The organism is Mycobacterium tuberculosis complex sp. N0072, from assembly GCF_030323725.1.
Taxonomy (GTDB): domain Bacteria; phylum Actinomycetota; class Actinomycetes; order Mycobacteriales; family Mycobacteriaceae; genus Mycobacterium; species Mycobacterium tuberculosis.
The window spans coordinates 1112235-1127758 of sequence record NZ_CP040689.1 but is presented as its reverse complement, the minus strand read 5'-3'; the positions used below and the strand labels follow the sequence as shown (position 1 = coordinate 1127758).

Here is a 15524-nt window from a genome sequence, read left to right as displayed (position 1 = left end):
ACACCCCCCGGGACGGAGACCGGAGCCGGTCACGGATCGAACTTAGCGTGGGAGCTTAGCACGCGGACGAAATCCCCACGCAGCCACTTGCGCTGCGAAAATCCACAGTTCTGTCAAGCTAGAACGGTGCGAATCGACCGACTCGGCGATCTTGGCGGAGCGCCTGCGGTGCTGCGGGCGGTCGGCCGCGCCACCAGTCGACTCGACTTGCCACCACCGGCGGCGCTGACCGGCGAATGGTTCGGTGCGCTGGCGGTGATCGCACCGAGTGTGTCTATACAACCGGTCAGCGGCGACGACGTGTTCTCGGGCCCGCCGGGCACCGGCGGGCCCGATGCCACCGGGGCGGTGGGCGGCGGCTGGGTCGGCTACCTGTCCTACCCGGACGCCGGCGCCGACGGGCGACCCCACCGGATCCCCGAGGCCGCCGGCGGCTGGACCGATTGCGTGCTGCGCCGCGACCGCGACGGCCAGTGGTGGTATGAGAGCCTGTCCGGTGCGCCGATAGCGGACTGGCTGGCCAGCGCGTTGGCGACCACTCGGGCATCGGTCGCCAGACCGGCACCGGCATGCCGGATCGACTGGGAACCGGCCGACCGGGCAGCGCACCGCGACGGGGTACTGGCGTGTCTGGAAGCTATCGGCGCGGGCGAGGTCTATCAAGCGTGCGTGTGCACCCAATTCGCCGGGACGGTCACCGGATCCCCGCTGGACTTCTTCATCGACGGGTTCGGTCGTACCGCTCCGTCCCGGTCCGCCTTTGTCGCCGGACCGTGGGGAGCCGTCGCATCGCTATCCCCGGAGCTATTCCTGCGCCGCCGCGGGTCCGTGGTGACATCGAGCCCGATCAAGGGCACGCTGCCGCTGGACGCCCCGCCGTCGGCGCTGCGGGCATCGGCCAAAGAGGTGGCCGAGAACATCATGATCGTGGATCTGGTCCGCAACGACCTCGGCCGGGTAGCGGTTACCGGTACCGTGACGGTGCCCGAGCTGTTGGTGGTGCGACCAGCGCCGGGAGTGTGGCACCTGGTGTCCACGGTGTCGGCGCGGGTTCCGCTCGAGGAACCGATGTCAGCGCTGCTCGACGCCGCCTTCCCGCCGGCCTCGGTCACCGGCACACCTAAACTGCGGGCTCGCCAATTGATTTCACAATGGGAGCGATATCGCCGCGGGATATATTGCGGCACAGTCGGTTTGGCGTCACCGGTCGCCGGATGCGAGCTCAACGTCGCAATCCGCACCGTCGAATTCGATACCGCAGGCAACGCCGTGCTGGGCGTTGGCGGCGGGATCACCGCCGACTCCGATCCGGACGCCGAATGGGCGGAGTGCCTGCACAAAGCCGCTCCCATCGTCGGGCTGCCGGCCGCCACGCGCACCACCCCGGCTCGGTTAGCCAGCAAAGTGCGGTAGCCCAGCGGGCGGCGGAAATTGGCATAACGCCCACATGGTGTGCCGGGTGCGCCTAAGCTCGGGCCATCGACGCGTGTCTATCTCGTGTCGAGTTCGAGAGGGGTTTGTAATGAGACTCGCGATCGTGGGCACCGCGGCTGCTGCCGCGATAGGGGGAACGCTGGCGGTGGCACCGTTGACGTTGTCCACCCCGGAGCGGGTCGCGGGCGGCACCTGCAGCGCCGGCCAGCAGTGCGATCGGCTGGCTGCGGTCCTGATGCCCGACACCGCGACACCATCGGGGCCGGCCGCAGCGGAGCACGCGGTGCCGGCGCCGTTCGAGCCGGTCGCCGACACGATCGCGCCGGGATTGGTTCCGCGGCCGGGTGTACCGGCGGCTGCCGCCGTGCCCAGGGTGGGCCCGCCAGCCGTTCCCGGCCTACCCAACATTCCCGGTGCGGCCGGCCCGGCCCTGCCTCCCCCACCGGCCCTGCCGAACCTGGCCGCGCCGAGCGTACCTGGCGTCGGCATCCCGGGCATCGGCATCCCGGGCATCGGCATCCCGGGCATCGGCATCCCCGGCGTACCCGACCCAATCACCGGGGTGAACACCGCTGCCGCGGTCGTGAACGGTGTCCTGGGTGTGGGAGGCACGGCGGCGGGGGTGGTGACCGCGAGCGCGGTGGCCGTCACCTATCTCGTGCTTGCGGTTAACGCGCTGGAGTCTTCCGGCATCCTGCCGACGGCCCGCGGAACAGCCAGCACGGTGGCCTCCCTGCTGCTGCCCGGGGCGCAATCGGCGGCGGCCGCTCTGCCGGCTGTGGGGCTGCCCGCCCTGCCGGGCGTGACGCCGGCGAGTCTGCTCGCGATGGCGGCGGCCGCCGGCCTGCCAGGCGTGGGTTTTCCGAGTCTGCCAGGTGTGTCGCCGACCGACCTGATGGCGATGGCGGCCGCGGCCGGTCTGCCGACGAGTTTGCCGGGTCTGGCGGGGATGTCGCCGGCGGAGCTGACGGCGCTGGTGGCAGGTGGTCTGCCGATGCTGGCGGCCGCTGGTCTGCCGGCTGGTCTGGCGGGGGTGGATCCGGCGACGCTGGCTGCGGCGCTGCCGGCGCTGGCGGCAGGTGGTCTACCGCCGGGCCTCCCGGCGCTGCCAGGCGTGGATCCTGCGGCGTTGGCTGCGGCGCTGCCGGCGCTGGCGGCCGGCCTGCCGGCACTGCCAGCGGGTCTGCCGCCGTTACCGGCCGTGCCCGCATTGCCGGCACCTCCCCCACTGCCGGGACCGCCTCCGCTGCCGGCGCTCCCGTCGCGTCTGTGCACACCCGGATTCGGTCCCATCGGGGTGTGTATCCCCTAACCTGACCGACTACGGCTGCGCTGGCCCGCCGGTTTCCCGCCGTGATTGCAGCACCGCGTCGTAAAGCTGGCGGGTGCGCACCCCCGGATGTGCCGCCGCTACCTCGCTGCAGGCGTCCTTGACACGAATACCCGCCGCGACGAACTCCTCCACTTGGGCTATCAGCGACGACAGTTCGGCGTGGGGGGCGGCGCCCGCCACCACCACGGTGATCTCGCCGAGCACACCACCGGCCGCCCAGATCGCCAACTCGTCAAGCGATCCGCGCACCACTTCCTCATGCACCTTGGTCAGCTCCCGGCAGATCGCCGCCGGACGGGCACCACCGAGCTGCTCGACGGCATCGTTAAGGCACGCAGCCAACCGGCGCGGGGATTCGAAGAAAACACAGGTGCGCCGCTCCTCGGCCAGTTCGGCCAGCCAGGCCCGGCGCGCCGCACCCTTGCGCGGGGCGAAACCCTCGAAGCAGAACTTCTCCGCCGGCAGACCGGACATCACCAGCGCGGTGGTCACCGCGGACGGCCCGGGTAAACACGTCACCGAAACCCCCGCGTCGATGCACGCCGCGACCAGCCGATAGCCGGGATCGCTGATCACCGGGGTCCCGGCGTCACTGACCACCAGCACCGTCGCACCGTTATTGATCGCGTCGAGAAGGGCCGTCACGCGCAACGCCTCCACCCGGTCGAACAGGCTGACCACCCGTCCACCAATCCGGATGTCAAGAGCCTTGGCCAATTTCCGCACCCGCCGGGTGTCCTCGGCCGCCACCACATCGGCGGTGGCCAACGCGGCCGCCAGGCGTGGTGACGCATCCGACGGCTGGCCCAGCGGGGTGGCGCCGAGCAACAGGCGACCAGAGGACATGACGGACAGCCTACGATCGACACCGATGACCGCCCGGCCCCCAGAATCCTGTGTCCTGGCCAAGGACCGCCCCGAGGAGCCTGTGGTACCCGTCGTCAGCCCCGGCCCGCTGGTGCCGGTCGCGGATTTCGGGCCCCTGGACCGGTTACGCGGCTGGATCGTGACCGGCCTGATCACGCTGCTGGCCACGGTGACCCGGTTCCTGAACCTGGGCTCGCTGACCGATGCCGGCACCCCCATCTTCGACGAGAAGCATTACGCACCCCAGGCCTGGCAGGTGCTAAACAACCATGGGGTGGAAGACAACCCCGGGTACGGCCTGGTGGTTCACCCGCCGGTCGGTAAGCAGCTGATCGCGATCGGGGAGGCCATCTTCGGTTACAACGGATTCGGCTGGCGGTTCACCGGCGCCCTGCTGGGTGTGGTCCTGGTGGCGCTGGTGGTGCGGATCGTGCGGCGGATCAGCCGGTCGACATTGGTCGGCGCCATCGCCGGGGTGCTGCTGATCTGCGACGGGGTCAGCTTCGTCACCGCGCGGACCGCGCTGCTGGACGGCTTCCTGACGTTCTTCGTCGTCGCGGCGTTCGGCGCGCTCATCGTCGACCGCGATCAGGTTCGCGAACGGATGCACATCGCTCTGCTGGCCGGCCGCAGCGCCGCCACCGTGTGGGGACCGCGGGTGGGTGTGCGCTGGTGGCGGTTCGGCGCCGGGGTGCTGCTGGGATTGGCTTGCGCCACCAAGTGGTCCGGCGTGTACTTCGTGCTGTTCTTCGGCGCGATGGCGCTGGCGTTCGACGTGGCGGCGCGACGTCAGTACCAAGTGCAAAGACCGTGGCTGGGGACAGTGCGGCGTGACGTGCTTCCCAGCGGGTATGCGCTGGGGTTGATCCCGTTCGCGGTCTATCTGGCCACCTACGCTCCGTGGTTCGCGTCCGAGACCGCGATCGATCGGCATGCGGTCGGTCAAGCGGTCGGTCGCAACTCGGTTGTTCCGCTGCCCGACGCCGTGCGCTCGCTCTGGCACTACACCGCCAAAGCGTTCCACTTCCACGCGGGCCTGACGAATTCCGCAGGCAACTACCACCCTTGGGAATCCAAACCGTGGACCTGGCCCATGTCGTTGCGGCCGGTGCTGTACGCCATCGACCAGCAAGACGTTGCAGGCTGCGGCGCACAGTCGTGCGTCAAGGCCGAGATGCTGGTCGGCACGCCCGCGATGTGGTGGCTGGCGGTGCCAGTCCTGGCATACGCGGGGTGGCGTATGTTTGTGCGCCGGGACTGGCGTTATGCGGTGGTCCTGGTCGGCTACTGCGCCGGTTGGCTGCCGTGGTTCGCCGACATCGACCGGCAGATGTACTTCTTCTACGCAGCGACCATGGCGCCATTTCTGGTGATGGGCATTTCGCTGGTTCTCGGCGATATCCTCTATCACCCCGGTCAGGGCTCCGAACGACGCACACTGGGGCTGATCGTCGTCTGCTGCTACGTGGCCCTCGTGGTGACGAACTTTGCGTGGCTGTATCCGGTGCTCACCGGTCTGCCAATCTCACAACAGACCTGGAACCTGGAGATCTGGCTGCCCAGCTGGCGGTGATCTGCGGCGCCGCCAGGCGCCGAAATCGCCACTCCTAAAGCGGATCGCGGGCGGCCGGACAGGACATGCAGCGGGGCCCGCCACGGCCGGTACCCAATTCGGAGCCGGCGATGGTAAGCACTTCGATGCCCGCGTCCTGCAGGCGGGCGTTGGTCTGTACGTTGCGCTCGTAGGCGACAACGACACCGGGCGCCAACGCCAACGTGTTGTTGCCGTCGTCCCACTGTTCGCGTTCAGCGACGACGGGGTCCATTCCGGTATGAATTACCCGCAGCTTGTCGATTCCCATCGCCTTGGCAGCCGCCTCCGCGAACGGGGCCGCATCGCCGATGGTCACGCCGTCGGGTGTGCGCTGGATCGTGAACGCCTCGAGCGTGTCGACAACGTTGGCGTACATCACCATCGTATCGGTGTCGACCATCGTGCACACCGTGTCCAGATGCATTTGCGCGCGCTGCTGAGCGATCGGCACGGCGAGCACGGTATGCGCAAGATCATCGTCAAAAAGGCTGCGCGCCAATGCTTCCGCGCCTGCTGGTGTAGTCCGCTCGCCCACTCCGACAGCGACCACACCCGGGGCGAGCAACAACACGTCGCCACCCTCGACCGGAGCGGTGCGCGATTCATAGGCACGCCGCACACCGGTGAACCGCGGGTGATGAGCATAGATGAGGTCGGTCAGCGACGCTTCGCGCACCCGTGCCCGTAATGCCAGCGACGGGATCACCACCCGCGGCCCGATCCATATCGACGAGTCGCGGGTGAACACCAGGTTCGGCAACGGCTCAATGACGAAGTCTCCGCCATGGTGCATACGCAACACCAACGACACGTCGGTCCGCGTGTCCGACGGGAGCTCGTTGAAGGTCATGCCGGCCGTCAGCACATGCGCCAACCTGCCTGGGTCGAGACTACGCAGGTAGGCCGAAAGCTCTTGCGCCAGCGGCAGTCCCAGCCGCGGTGCGTCGACGGCAGCGGCGATCCCCTGCATGCGGGCGGCCCCGCTGTGATGTAGTGCCTCAATCAACAGGTCCGACAGCAACAGCACTTCCGCACCGCGGGAAGCCAGCAGCTCGGCGAATTCGTCGTGCTCGTCCTGCGCGCGGGATACCCAGGGCAGGCCGTCGAACAGCAGCTGGTCGGTGTTGCGCGGTGTGAGCCGGCGCAGTTCGGCCCCCGGGCGGTGCAGGATGACCACTCTTAGCGCGCCGACCTCGGAATTTGACCCCAATTCGACACCCACAGGTCAAACCGTAGCCGGGGCGGCGCCATCGAACGAATGTGCGATAAGCTTGGCGGCGTGGCGATCGCGGTTCAAGGCGCGCTCTTCGAGCACAACGAGCGAAGACAGCTCGGCGACGGAGCCTTTATCGACATCCGTTCGGGCTGGCTGACCGGCGGCGAAGAACTGCTGGACGCGTTGTTGTCGACGGTGCCGTGGCGAGCCGAGCGCCGTCAGATGTACGACCGGGTGGTCGATGTGCCGCGGCTGGTGAGTTTTCACGACCTGACCATCGAAGATCCGCCGCATCCGCAGCTGGCGCGGATGCGCCGGCGGCTCAACGACATCTACGGCGGCGAACTGGGTGAGCCCTTCACCACCGCCGGGCTGTGCTACTACCGCGACGGCTCTGACAGCGTCGCCTGGCATGGCGACACCATTGGTCGCGGCAGCACTGAGGACACTATGGTGGCGATCGTCAGCCTCGGCGCCACCCGCGTCTTCGCGCTGCGGCCGCGTGGCCGCGGTCCATCGTTGCGACTGCCGTTGGCGCATGGCGATCTATTGGTGATGGGCGGATCGTGTCAACGCACCTTCGAGCATGCGGTGCCCAAGACATCGGCGCCGACGGGTCCGCGCGTGAGCATCCAGTTCCGGCCGCGCGACGTCCGCTAACTCGGTCAACCCCGGACCGCGGCCACCGCCTGTACGAGCAGATCGCGGGCGCGTTGCGTATCGACCCGCGCAACCGGCCGTCCAGGGATTACCAGTGGATTGGCGATGACAATCACCTGGTAGTCCCCGAACCGAGCGGAATAGTCATAGAGCTCGCCGGTGCGCGCTGACCCGCCGACGACCGCCTGCAACACGCGATGCACGCCCAGCGTCTGTGTCCCGTCGATGTGCGGTACATCGACCACCTCGATGCCGCCCCGCAGCTGCGTCCCGGAAAAAGTCACCTTGCTGCAGTCTTTCCCGGGGCTGGGGGCCGGCAGCGGCTGGGACGTCTCCACCGCGATGACGACGAACCGGTTGCCGTTGCCCTCGGCGGAGACGGCGGCCATGTTGCCCTGCAACCCGGTCGGCAGCTGGGGCCCGGCCGCCACTTGCGCACAGTTCGCCGGATCGAAACTCAGCCCGTCGGGCAGTTTGCGGGCGGAAAAGAACCCGGGATCGATGGCCCTGGGAGTGACATCGGTGACGGTGTATTCAGGTCCAAAGCCCGACTTCACTTCGGCCACCTTGGCGATGTCGCCGGTCGAGGCGGTGGTGGAGCTGGCCCCTGATGAGCAGCCGACAAGCCAGCACACCGATCCGACTGCCAGTACCGCCTTGCGCATCGTGGTCAATCTACCCAACGCAGCCCCTGAGCTGCGCAACGTCGACACCGTTTTGACTAGCAGATCAGCGGCGAACTGCGGTGCCAGCGGCGGACGCACCGACCCGGGGTCGGTGATCAGCCGACGGCCTCGATCACTTGCCGGGCTACCCGGTTGATCTGGTCGACCATCTCGCGCCCCAAGCTCAGCTCACCCGGACCCGGCACATCGATCATGGTGGTGATGACTCCGACGTCCTCGCGCTGCCACACCGCCCCGTAGCGGTCCATGATCGTTCGCATCGGCACATTGTCGGAAAGCATGCGCGCGGCAAACCTTTCGACGCCGTCGACCCGGGCGGCCACGGACAACGCACCGATGAGAAAGCTTCCAATCCCCCTGCCCTGATACGCGTCGGCAACCGTGAACGCGATCTCGGCGACCGTCGGATCGGTTTCATCCCGCACAAAACGCGCGTCGGCTACGGGGTCGCTTCCGTCGGTCACCACCCAGACGAAGTGGTCGACGTAGTCGACTTCCGACAGGTAGTGCATCAACGCCGGACTGGGAACACGAGCCGACATGAACCGTCGATACAGCGTCTCGCCGGAGAACTGGATGTGTCCGTGCACGGTCCGCTCGCGGTCACCGGGCAGCACGGGGCGTAGCATCAGTTGAGTCCCGTCGGCAAGCCGTACCGGAATCGGGGAGACGAAGGCGGCGAGACGCTGCCTGGCGGTGCGCAGCAATCGCTCACCGACCCCGGGGATGTGCACCATTGTGGCGAAAGCGCCGCGGCCACCCGTCCAGCCGGTCAGCGGCTCGATGGTGGTGACCGTCGCGCTGCGCGGGCTATCGCGCAGCAGCGCGATTTCGCCGACGATCATGCCCGGCAGCGCCCGAGCGATGATCGCAACACCATCGTCGCCAACATGGCTGACTTCTGCGCTACCCGACGAGATAAGCAGAAACGAAACCGCCGGCTCGCCCTGCCGCAGCAGCACCTGGCCGGCAGCGGCCCGCAACGGCTGAACGCTCGCCGCCAATGACACCAGACCCTCGGCCGGACATCCCTGAAAGACGTCCATCCCCGCAAGATCTTCGACTCGTGCGCCGGTCAATTCGGCTATCCCGTCCAATCCGGCCCGGCGCCAAGCCCAGCTTACGGTTGTACGAACGGTTGTGGCGTCCGGCCTCCTTCCACCTTGCCAGCCGCATCACCACCCGAACCGAGCGGCACCGCGCCGCGGTGTCTCTGCACCTCGGCCGCGCCCACAGAGTGCTCGATATCGGTTGTGGGCCAGGTAATTTCACTGAGCCGCTGTCCGGACATCCACCGGACGGGGGTCTTGCGGTCGGGTTCGACATCTCTGCGCCGACGCTGACCAGCACCGCCCTGGACAACCGTGGGCCACGGACGTGTCATATCCGCGGCCACGCCCGCATGGTGCCATTCGGCGACGAAACATTCGATGCTGTTTGTTGTTTCGGCGCGCTGTAGCTGATGCCGGAACCGTTCCGGATCGCCCGCGAGAAGGTGCGAGTGCTGCGGCCAGCCGGGCGGATCACGATCCACACCAGCTATGCCGGCCAATGCCCGCCGATGCGCTACGCGCCGAACGCCGCCGCCGGCAACATCGGACTCACGATGTTTGACCGGAATGCCTTCGTCAACCTGTCTCGGTCGGCCGGGCTAGTGGACGTCGAGCAGTAGACACAACGCGCGTTGCCGTTTGTAGCCGCCGCCAAGCCCGGTTAGCGAGCACACGCCACCCTACGAAGCGGCCTGGCAAACACCGAGAAGCCGGATTACCGCCGTGCCCGCTTCATATTCCAAGACCCACGGCTGGCCACCATCGACGGACTCCGACATGAGTCTGATCATCACCGGCTGGCCACTTCGCTGGCACATTTGCGTGCAGTCGACCTGGAAAAGGCGATAGTCGCCATCGTGTGGAATGGCCAGCGAAAAGCCCGGCTGGACGGCTTCGACAGGGACCTTCTGCAGGTAGTATTTCGTGCTCATGCACCGACCCTAGGGGCAGGTTGTGACAGGATCGGACGCCGCCACACATGTCTTAGCGAATATTCAGCCGAATATTCGATCTTCATCAGGCTTCGCGCCAGATCGCGGTCGCCACAGCACTTTACCGGTACCACAAGGCCGGCGCCTCGACGTGGACACCGTGGCGGCACCACCGCATTGCGACCTGCCAGGATTGCCCCGAGGGCTGTGCTCGCCGTCTCAACCACGTCCGCGGCGGCACAGCCAACGAGGCTGCCGATGGCTACTGATTAGATGGTGGAGCTAAGGGGATTCGAACCCCTGACCTACTCGATGCGAACGAGTCGCGCTACCAACTGCGCCATAGCCCCTGATCGGTAGCAGGCTACCAGCAGCGGCGCCGATGGCCGAACTGCGCGCCCTACTGACCCACCGCCCGGGGCAGGTCCCTGGGCCAGCCGTAGTTCCGTATCGGGGCCGCGCTCTCCAGGTGCGTGAAGATCGGGTCCTCGTCGTCGATCTCCAGGACCACCGCGCCCGGACGGCGCAGCCGCGACGGCACCACATCGTACTCGCGGTCACGGGTGTTCTGTACACCGAGCCGCGCCCGCGCGATCCGCTGCATCCGCCGCCGACGCACCTTCTCCTCGATGCGGGTTTGCCGACGCAAATATGCCAGGTAGAGCACCGTCACACCGGTGGCGCTACCACAGATCCACCACGCGACCGGGGTCAGCTCGAAGGCCGCGGCGGCAGAGCCAACCAGGATCACCGCCATCACGATCAACGCACGTTTGCGGAAGGTGTACTTGCGGGCGCTGACCGCGGCGGCGGTCTTGGTGTCGAATCGGCGCCGCCGTGACGTGCCGGATGCGACGGTCGGTGGCGCTTCCTGGTCGTCCTCCTCGAGCTCCAAACCGCAGGTGTCCTCGACGTATTCGTATTCGTATTCGTATTCGACCGGGTCGGCCTCCGGGTCGGCGTGGCCCGCAACTCCGTCAGCAGCTTCGGCATCGGCCTCGTCGGCGGACTCGCCGACCGCAGCGCCAGCCCCCACCGGAAGCGCCTCCGAGTCTTCTTCGACCACATCGACGTCTAAGTAGTCCGGCTCGTCGGCACCTGCGGTCTGCGGAGCGGCAACCTTCATGACAACCGCACCCCGACGGCGCGCATCGTCGGCCTCCTGGTCCTCGTCGATGTCATGCTCGACGTCGGCGAACCCGTCCTCGACCGGGTCGTCGCGCCAGTCTTCCTCCGGCTTCCAGTCCGGGTCGTCCCCCTGCCCTTCGGGCGGGAGGTACCCCCAGCGATGTCCCGCGGCGGGACCACCTCGCTTGAGCAGGCGCGCACCAGCGCCACCGTTGAGTACCCGAGTCGCCAAAGCCACATCGCTGGTGCGCCGAACGGCATCACGTTTGCTGATCAGCATGGGAACCAGCACGAACAGCCAGAGCACCACGAGCGATATCCACAACAACGACTGCGGGATGCTTGGCATGATGACCTGCTCTCTTCGGTTCCGATCCCCGCGAGGCCCCATCGTTGGCCAGCGCGGCCGGGTCAAAGCGCCCAGGGCAATTACACACCTGTAATTCATCTCTCACAAGCACCACACGCCACACGTGTCGCGCCAGTCACAGTTTGGTTGCGATTCCGCGTTAGGGCCAGCTGGCATGCCCGGCACGGACCAGCGTCGAGGCCACCGACCCGTAAACCTCTTCGACGGTGATCGCCATCAACAGATGGTCTCGCCATGCCCGGTCAACCTCAAGGTAACGGCGCAACAGCCCCTCCTCGCGGAAGCCAACCTTTGCCAGCACGGCGCGACTGGCCGCATTCTCCGGGCGCACGGTGGCCTCGACTCGATGCAGCATGACCGGACCGAAGCAGTGGTCGAGACCCAACGCCAACGCTCCGGTGGCCACCCCTCCGCCAGTGGCCGCGCTTGGTACCCAATAGCCGATCCAGGCCGACCGCAAGGCCCCGTGGGTGACATTGCCGATGGTCAACTGGCCGCAGAACTGCCCATCCAGCTCGATCACGTACGGCAGCATGCGGCCGTTGCGAGCCTCCGAACGCAGACCCGAACACACCGCCGGCCAGGCAGCAACCGTGTGCCGGACGGTCCACTCGCCGTCCGCGCTGGGCTCCCACGGCTCAAGATGTGCACGGTCGGCCAACCGGATCCGGCTCCAATGCACGCCGTCACGCATCCGCACCGGCCGCAGCCGAATCACGCCTGCCGAGACCCGCAGCGGCCCGACGGCCATCGGCCATCCCGGATGCCGGGGATTCGAGCGCCATAAGTTCACCAGAGTCGCCGTGGTTCGGCTCAGCCGTGCTGAGCCAGGAAGGCGACATCCGCGATCTCACCCGTGCGAATCTGCTCGGCCCCGGTGGGAACCACAACCAGACAGTTCGCTTCGGCAAGCGTCGCGAGCAGGTGCGATGACGCCCCCGGAGCGCCGCCCAGCGCCTGCACCAGGTACTCGCCGCTGTCCTGATCACGCATCAACTGGCCACGCAGGTAGCCCTTGCGCCCGGCCACCGACGTGATCGGCGACAGCGTGCGCGCCGACACGATCCGTCGCATCGGATGCCGTTTACCCAGCGACAGCCGGATCAGCGGCCGAACCATCACCTCGAAGACCACTAGGGCGCTGACCGGGTTGGCCGGCAGCAGAAAGGTCGGTACACCATCACGGCCGAGCTGTCCGAAGCCCTGCACGGATCCCGGATGCATGGCGACCCGCACGACCTCCATCTCACCGAGCTCGGAAAGCACCGACCTGACCGCTTCTGCCGCCGCACCGCCCACCCCGCCGGCGATCACCACGACCTCAGCCCGATTGAGCTGGCCCTCGACGATTTCGCCAAGTTCCGTAGGGTCGTTGCTGACGATGCCAACCCGGTTCACCTCCGCACCGGCATCCCGGCCCGCCGCAGCCAAGGCATAGGAGTTGACGTCATAAACCTGCCCGTTGCCCGGGGTCCGCGAGATGTCGACCAACTCGCCCCCGACGGCCATCACCGACAGCCGCGGACGAGGGTGCACCAGCACCCGTTCACGGCCGACCGCCGCCAGCAACCCCACCTGGGCTGCGCCGATGATCGTCCCCGCGCGCACCGCCACATCACCGGGCTGCACGTCGTCGCCCGCACGCCGCACGTAGGCGCCCGACGGCGCCCCGCGCAGCACCCGCACCCGAGACATTCCGCCATCGGTCCACCGCAACGGCAGGACCGCATCGGCCAGGGTGGGAAGCGGCGCGCCGGTCTGCACCCGGACCGCTTGGCGAGGCTGCAACCTGCTCAGGGTGCGCGCTCCGGCTTCGATGGTTCCCATCACCGGTAGGGTCAGCACGTCGCGACCGTCAAGATCGCCGTGGTCGGCAAAGACTTGGACACCACCGGTATCACCGACACCGGCCACATCGACACTGCGCACCGCGTAGCCGTCGATGGCGGCCTGATCAAAACCGGGCATTGGACGTTCGGTGACCACTTCTTCGGCGCACATCAATCCCTGCGCCTCGGCGATCGCAACGCGTATCGGCCTCGGGGCTACCGCAGCGGCCGATATCCGAGCCTGCTGCTCCTCCACAGAACGCACAGCGCCCGCCTTTCCGTCGAGCCATGGGGCCGGGCATCCCCCACCCCGGAACCGTCCGTGCCGTATCGTCGCCAGGCTACTGCTCTGTCAGACCCAGTCGCGCCACCAACCATCGCCGCAAGTCCGGGCCGTAGTCGTCACGATCCAATGCAAAGTCAACCGCAGCCTTGAGGTACCCGCCCGGATTTCCCAGGTCGTGTCGGGACCCTTGGTGGACGACGACATGGACGGGATGGCCCTCGGCAATCAGCAGCGCGATCGCATCGGTGAGCTGCACTTCACCGCCTGCACCCCGGTCGATGCGGCGTAACGCATCGAAGATGGCACGGTCTAGAACGTAGCGGCCGGCCGCCGCATACCTCGACGGCGCCGTTTCGGCCTTGGGCTTTTCGACCATGCCCCTGACCTTCAGCACGTTGGGATCGTCGGTGTAGTCACCATCGGGGACCGGCTCGACATCGAAAACCCCGTAGGCACTGATCTCCTCGCGCGCCACCTCGATAGCACACAGCACGGTGCCGCCCCTGCTGGCTCGCACCTTCGACATCGTCTCCAGGACGCCGGTCGGCAGCACCAGGTCGTCAGGCAGCAGCACCGCGACAGCGTCTTCGTCGGGCGACAGCGTCGGCTCCACACAGCCGATGGCGTGTCCCAGTCCCAGCGGCTCGGCCTGCACCACGGATTCGACCTTGATCAGTGCCGGGGCGCGACGCACCTTGGCCAGCATGGCGATCTTGCCTCGGGCCTCGAGCGTGCCCTCCAGCACCAGGTCTTCCACGAAATGCGCGACCACCCCGTCCTTACCCTCGGAGGTGACGATCACCAGCCGTTCGGCACCGGCCGCGGCCGCCTCGGCGGCCACCAGCTCGATACCGGGAGTGTCGACGACGGGCAGCAGCTCCTTGGGCACCGTCTTGGTGGCCGGCAGAAAGCGCGTACCCAGGCCGGCTGCCGGGACGATTGCCGTGAACGGCGTTAGTACTTCTGGGCGTGACATCGTTCACACGATAACCCGCAGCGTGCTGATTGCCCGCCTCTTCGTTGGCGCTGTCCCGGCGCTCGCGCGGGACGGCCGGGGCTGTGTCATCGTTGAGGACATGGCGATCGCGAGCAAGTCGGCGTTGCGCGACCAGCTCCTGGCGGCCCGACGCCGCGTTGCCGACGACGTGCGCGCCGCCGAGGCCCGGATGTTGCGTGGACACCTGGAGCGCATGGTCACCAGCGACAGCACCGTCTGCGCGTATGTGCCGGTAGGCGGCGAGCCGGGGTCAATCGAGATGTTGGATGTGTTGCTGCGCCGCGCGGGGCGAGTGCTGTTGCCGGTGGCGCGCACCGCCGGCGGTGACCTCCCGTTGCCGTTGCGGTGGGGCGAGTACCGTGCCGGCGGACTCGCGCGCGCACGCTGGGGACTGCTCGAACCACCCGAACCTTGGCTGCCGGAAGCCGCGCTGGCGCAGGCCAGCTTGGTGCTGGTGCCGGCGCTGGCTGTCGACCGCCAGGGCGTGCGACTGGGCCGAGGTCGCGGCTTCTACGATCGCTCGCTGCGGTGCCGCGACCCGCACGCTCGTCTAGTCGCGGTGGTGCGCACTGTCGAACTGGTCGACGTGTTGCCGTCGGAGCCGCACGACGTACCCATGACTCATGCGCTCACACCGGAGCGCGGGCTGATCGCGCTGCCGTGCGGGGAATGACGGAACTCACCTAGCGGTTCTAGCACTTGAGACGGTAGAGTGCTAACGCCGAGTGACATTTCCGGAGGTTCTTGTGCCAACCTACAGCTACGAGTGCACCCAGTGCGCCAACCGCTTCGATGTTGTGCAGGCCTTCACCGACGATGCGCTGACCACGTGCGAGCGGTGTTCTGGCCGGCTGCGCAAGCTGTTCAATGCGGTCGGCGTGGTGTTCAAAGGCACCGGCTTCTACCGCACCGACAGCCGCGAGTCGGGCAAGAAGTCCAAGAGCCAGACCAACGGATCCTCGACCAGCGAGTCGACGAAGAGTTCGGGGAGTTCGGGGAGTTCTGGCTCGAGTGAAAGCAAGGCTTCGGGGTCAACCGAGAAGTCAACCAGCTCCACAACCGCCGCCGCGGCCGTCTGAGTTGAGAGGTTATCCACAAGGGGATTTCTGACCGGCGCTGCCTAGCACGGCGCTGCGCCTA

17 protein-coding genes, 1 tRNA gene and 1 pseudogene are annotated in these 15524 nt (G+C 67.5%); 8 read left to right on the top strand and 11 right to left on the bottom strand.

The window, feature by feature from the left end; translation table 11 throughout:
• The first annotated feature begins 126 nt into the window (after nucleotides 1-126).
• Nucleotides 127-1413 (top strand): aminodeoxychorismate synthase component I, encoded by a 1287-nt coding sequence (locus tag FF952_RS05365; RefSeq protein ID WP_003405178.1) that lies wholly within the window; start codon nucleotides 127-129, stop codon nucleotides 1411-1413.
• Nucleotides 1414-1486: 73 nt separating this feature from the next.
• On the top strand, nucleotides 1487-2746 hold the full coding sequence (locus FF952_RS05360) for a hypothetical protein (RefSeq protein WP_003910253.1): 1260 nt from the start codon (nucleotides 1487-1489) through the stop codon (nucleotides 2744-2746).
• Nucleotides 2747-2755: 9 nt separating this feature from the next.
• On the opposite strand, the gene rsmI is transcribed toward FF952_RS05360, so the two are convergent.
• The gene (rsmI, locus tag FF952_RS05355; RefSeq protein ID WP_003405173.1) at nucleotides 2756-3613 is read right to left on the bottom strand and encodes a 16S rRNA (cytidine(1402)-2'-O)-methyltransferase; all 858 of its coding nucleotides are present in this window, start codon (nucleotides 3611-3613) and stop codon (nucleotides 2756-2758) included.
• 82 nt (nucleotides 3614-3695) lie between these two features.
• Here rsmI and FF952_RS05350 point away from each other — a divergent pair, with 82 nt between their 5' ends.
• A complete protein-coding gene (locus tag FF952_RS05350; RefSeq protein WP_003901066.1) occupies nucleotides 3696-5207 on the top strand; it encodes a dolichyl-phosphate-mannose--protein mannosyltransferase in 1512 nt (503 codons plus the stop codon).
• A 34-nt stretch (nucleotides 5208-5241) separates the two neighbouring features.
• Here FF952_RS05350 and arcA read toward each other — a convergent pair whose 3' ends face one another.
• On the bottom strand, nucleotides 5242-6450 hold the full coding sequence (gene arcA, locus FF952_RS05345; protein WP_003903273.1) for an arginine deiminase: 1209 nt from the start codon (nucleotides 6448-6450) through the stop codon (nucleotides 5242-5244).
• Between the two features lie 57 nt (nucleotides 6451-6507).
• On the opposite strand from arcA, the gene FF952_RS05340 reads away from it, so the two are divergent.
• On the top strand, nucleotides 6508-7104 hold the full coding sequence (locus tag FF952_RS05340; protein ID WP_003913180.1) for an alpha-ketoglutarate-dependent dioxygenase AlkB: 597 nt from the start codon (nucleotides 6508-6510) through the stop codon (nucleotides 7102-7104).
• 5 nt (nucleotides 7105-7109) lie between these two features.
• Here the strand turns inward: FF952_RS05340 and FF952_RS05335 are convergent, their stop codons facing one another.
• From FF952_RS05335 to pat, 3 genes and pseudogenes are all read right to left on the bottom strand, one after another.
• Nucleotides 7110-7769: a DUF5642 family protein gene (locus FF952_RS05335; RefSeq protein ID WP_003911352.1), complete on the bottom strand. Its 660-nt coding sequence runs from the start codon at nucleotides 7767-7769 to the stop codon at nucleotides 7110-7112.
• Nucleotides 7770-7799: 30 nt separating this feature from the next.
• A pseudogene (locus tag FF952_RS05330) lies at nucleotides 7800-7889 on the bottom strand (DUF5642 family protein); the annotation flags it as partial.
• Nucleotides 7886-8887 carry an acetyltransferase Pat gene (pat, locus tag FF952_RS05325; protein WP_003405164.1) on the bottom strand — a complete coding sequence of 334 codons (1002 nt, stop codon included), beginning with the start codon at nucleotides 8885-8887 and terminating at the stop codon, nucleotides 7886-7888. The pseudogene FF952_RS05330 and the gene pat, both read right to left, overlap by 4 nt.
• Between pat and FF952_RS05320 the strand changes: the two genes are divergently transcribed.
• Together FF952_RS05320 and FF952_RS05315 are read left to right on the top strand one after the other, a co-directional pair.
• Nucleotides 8857-9249, top strand: coding sequence for a class I SAM-dependent methyltransferase (locus FF952_RS05320; protein WP_009935838.1), 393 nt, complete (start codon nucleotides 8857-8859; stop codon nucleotides 9247-9249). The genes pat and FF952_RS05320 overlap by 31 nt on opposite strands.
• Nucleotides 9250-9252: 3 nt before the next feature.
• Nucleotides 9253-9462 (top strand): hypothetical protein, encoded by a 210-nt coding sequence (locus FF952_RS05315; RefSeq protein ID WP_003405160.1) that lies wholly within the window; start codon nucleotides 9253-9255, stop codon nucleotides 9460-9462.
• Between the two features lie 60 nt (nucleotides 9463-9522).
• On the opposite strand, the gene FF952_RS05310 is transcribed toward FF952_RS05315, so the two are convergent.
• The 6 genes from FF952_RS05310 to FF952_RS05285 form a co-directional block, all read right to left on the bottom strand.
• Nucleotides 9523-9774, bottom strand: a complete 252-nt coding sequence (locus FF952_RS05310; RefSeq protein WP_003405150.1) for a hypothetical protein — start codon at nucleotides 9772-9774, stop codon at nucleotides 9523-9525.
• A gap of 274 nt (nucleotides 9775-10048) precedes the next feature.
• A tRNA-Ala gene (locus FF952_RS05305) sits at nucleotides 10049-10124 on the bottom strand.
• A gap of 50 nt (nucleotides 10125-10174) precedes the next feature.
• A complete protein-coding gene (gene sepX / locus FF952_RS05300) occupies nucleotides 10175-11251 on the bottom strand; it encodes a divisome protein SepX/GlpR (RefSeq protein WP_003405149.1) in 1077 nt (358 codons plus the stop codon).
• A gap of 160 nt (nucleotides 11252-11411) precedes the next feature.
• Nucleotides 11412-12065 (bottom strand): GNAT family N-acetyltransferase, encoded by a 654-nt coding sequence (locus tag FF952_RS05295; RefSeq protein WP_003898681.1) that lies wholly within the window; start codon nucleotides 12063-12065, stop codon nucleotides 11412-11414.
• Nucleotides 12066-12085: 20 nt separating this feature from the next.
• Nucleotides 12086-13366 (bottom strand): molybdotransferase-like divisome protein Glp, encoded by a 1281-nt coding sequence (gene glp / locus FF952_RS05290; protein WP_003903272.1) that lies wholly within the window; start codon nucleotides 13364-13366, stop codon nucleotides 12086-12088.
• A 76-nt stretch (nucleotides 13367-13442) separates the two neighbouring features.
• Nucleotides 13443-14363, bottom strand: a complete 921-nt coding sequence (locus tag FF952_RS05285; RefSeq protein WP_003405145.1) for a UTP--glucose-1-phosphate uridylyltransferase — start codon at nucleotides 14361-14363, stop codon at nucleotides 13443-13445.
• Nucleotides 14364-14463: 100 nt separating this feature from the next.
• Between FF952_RS05285 and FF952_RS05280 the strand changes: the two genes are divergently transcribed.
• Together FF952_RS05280 and FF952_RS05275 are read left to right on the top strand one after the other, a co-directional pair.
• Nucleotides 14464-15057 carry a 5-formyltetrahydrofolate cyclo-ligase gene (locus FF952_RS05280; RefSeq protein WP_003405144.1) on the top strand — a complete coding sequence of 198 codons (594 nt, stop codon included), beginning with the start codon at nucleotides 14464-14466 and terminating at the stop codon, nucleotides 15055-15057.
• Nucleotides 15058-15130: 73 nt separating this feature from the next.
• Entirely contained in the window at nucleotides 15131-15463 is a 333-nt protein-coding gene (locus tag FF952_RS05275; RefSeq protein ID WP_003405142.1) for an FmdB family zinc ribbon protein, read from the top strand.
• Nucleotides 15464-15524: the final 61 nt, after the last annotated feature.

Bases quoted from the DNA above. Each gene is read 5' to 3' on its own strand.
- rsmI (WP_003405173.1), bottom strand. From the start codon at position 3,613: ATGTCCTCTGGTCGCCTGTTGCTCGGCGCCACCCCGCTGGGCCAGCCG.
- FF952_RS05335 (WP_003911352.1), bottom strand. From the start codon at position 7,769: ATGCGCAAGGCGGTACTGGCAGTCGGATCGGTGTGCTGGCTTGTCGGC.
- FF952_RS05315 (WP_003405160.1), top strand. From the start codon at position 9,253: ATGCCGGAACCGTTCCGGATCGCCCGCGAGAAGGTGCGAGTGCTGCGG.
- FF952_RS05310 (WP_003405150.1), bottom strand. From the start codon at position 9,774: ATGAGCACGAAATACTACCTGCAGAAGGTCCCTGTCGAAGCCGTCCAG.
- sepX (WP_003405149.1), bottom strand. From the start codon at position 11,251: ATGCCAAGCATCCCGCAGTCGTTGTTGTGGATATCGCTCGTGGTGCTC.
- FF952_RS05285 (WP_003405145.1), bottom strand. From the start codon at position 14,363: ATGTCACGCCCAGAAGTACTAACGCCGTTCACGGCAATCGTCCCGGCA.
- FF952_RS05280 (WP_003405144.1), top strand. From the start codon at position 14,464: ATGGCGATCGCGAGCAAGTCGGCGTTGCGCGACCAGCTCCTGGCGGCC.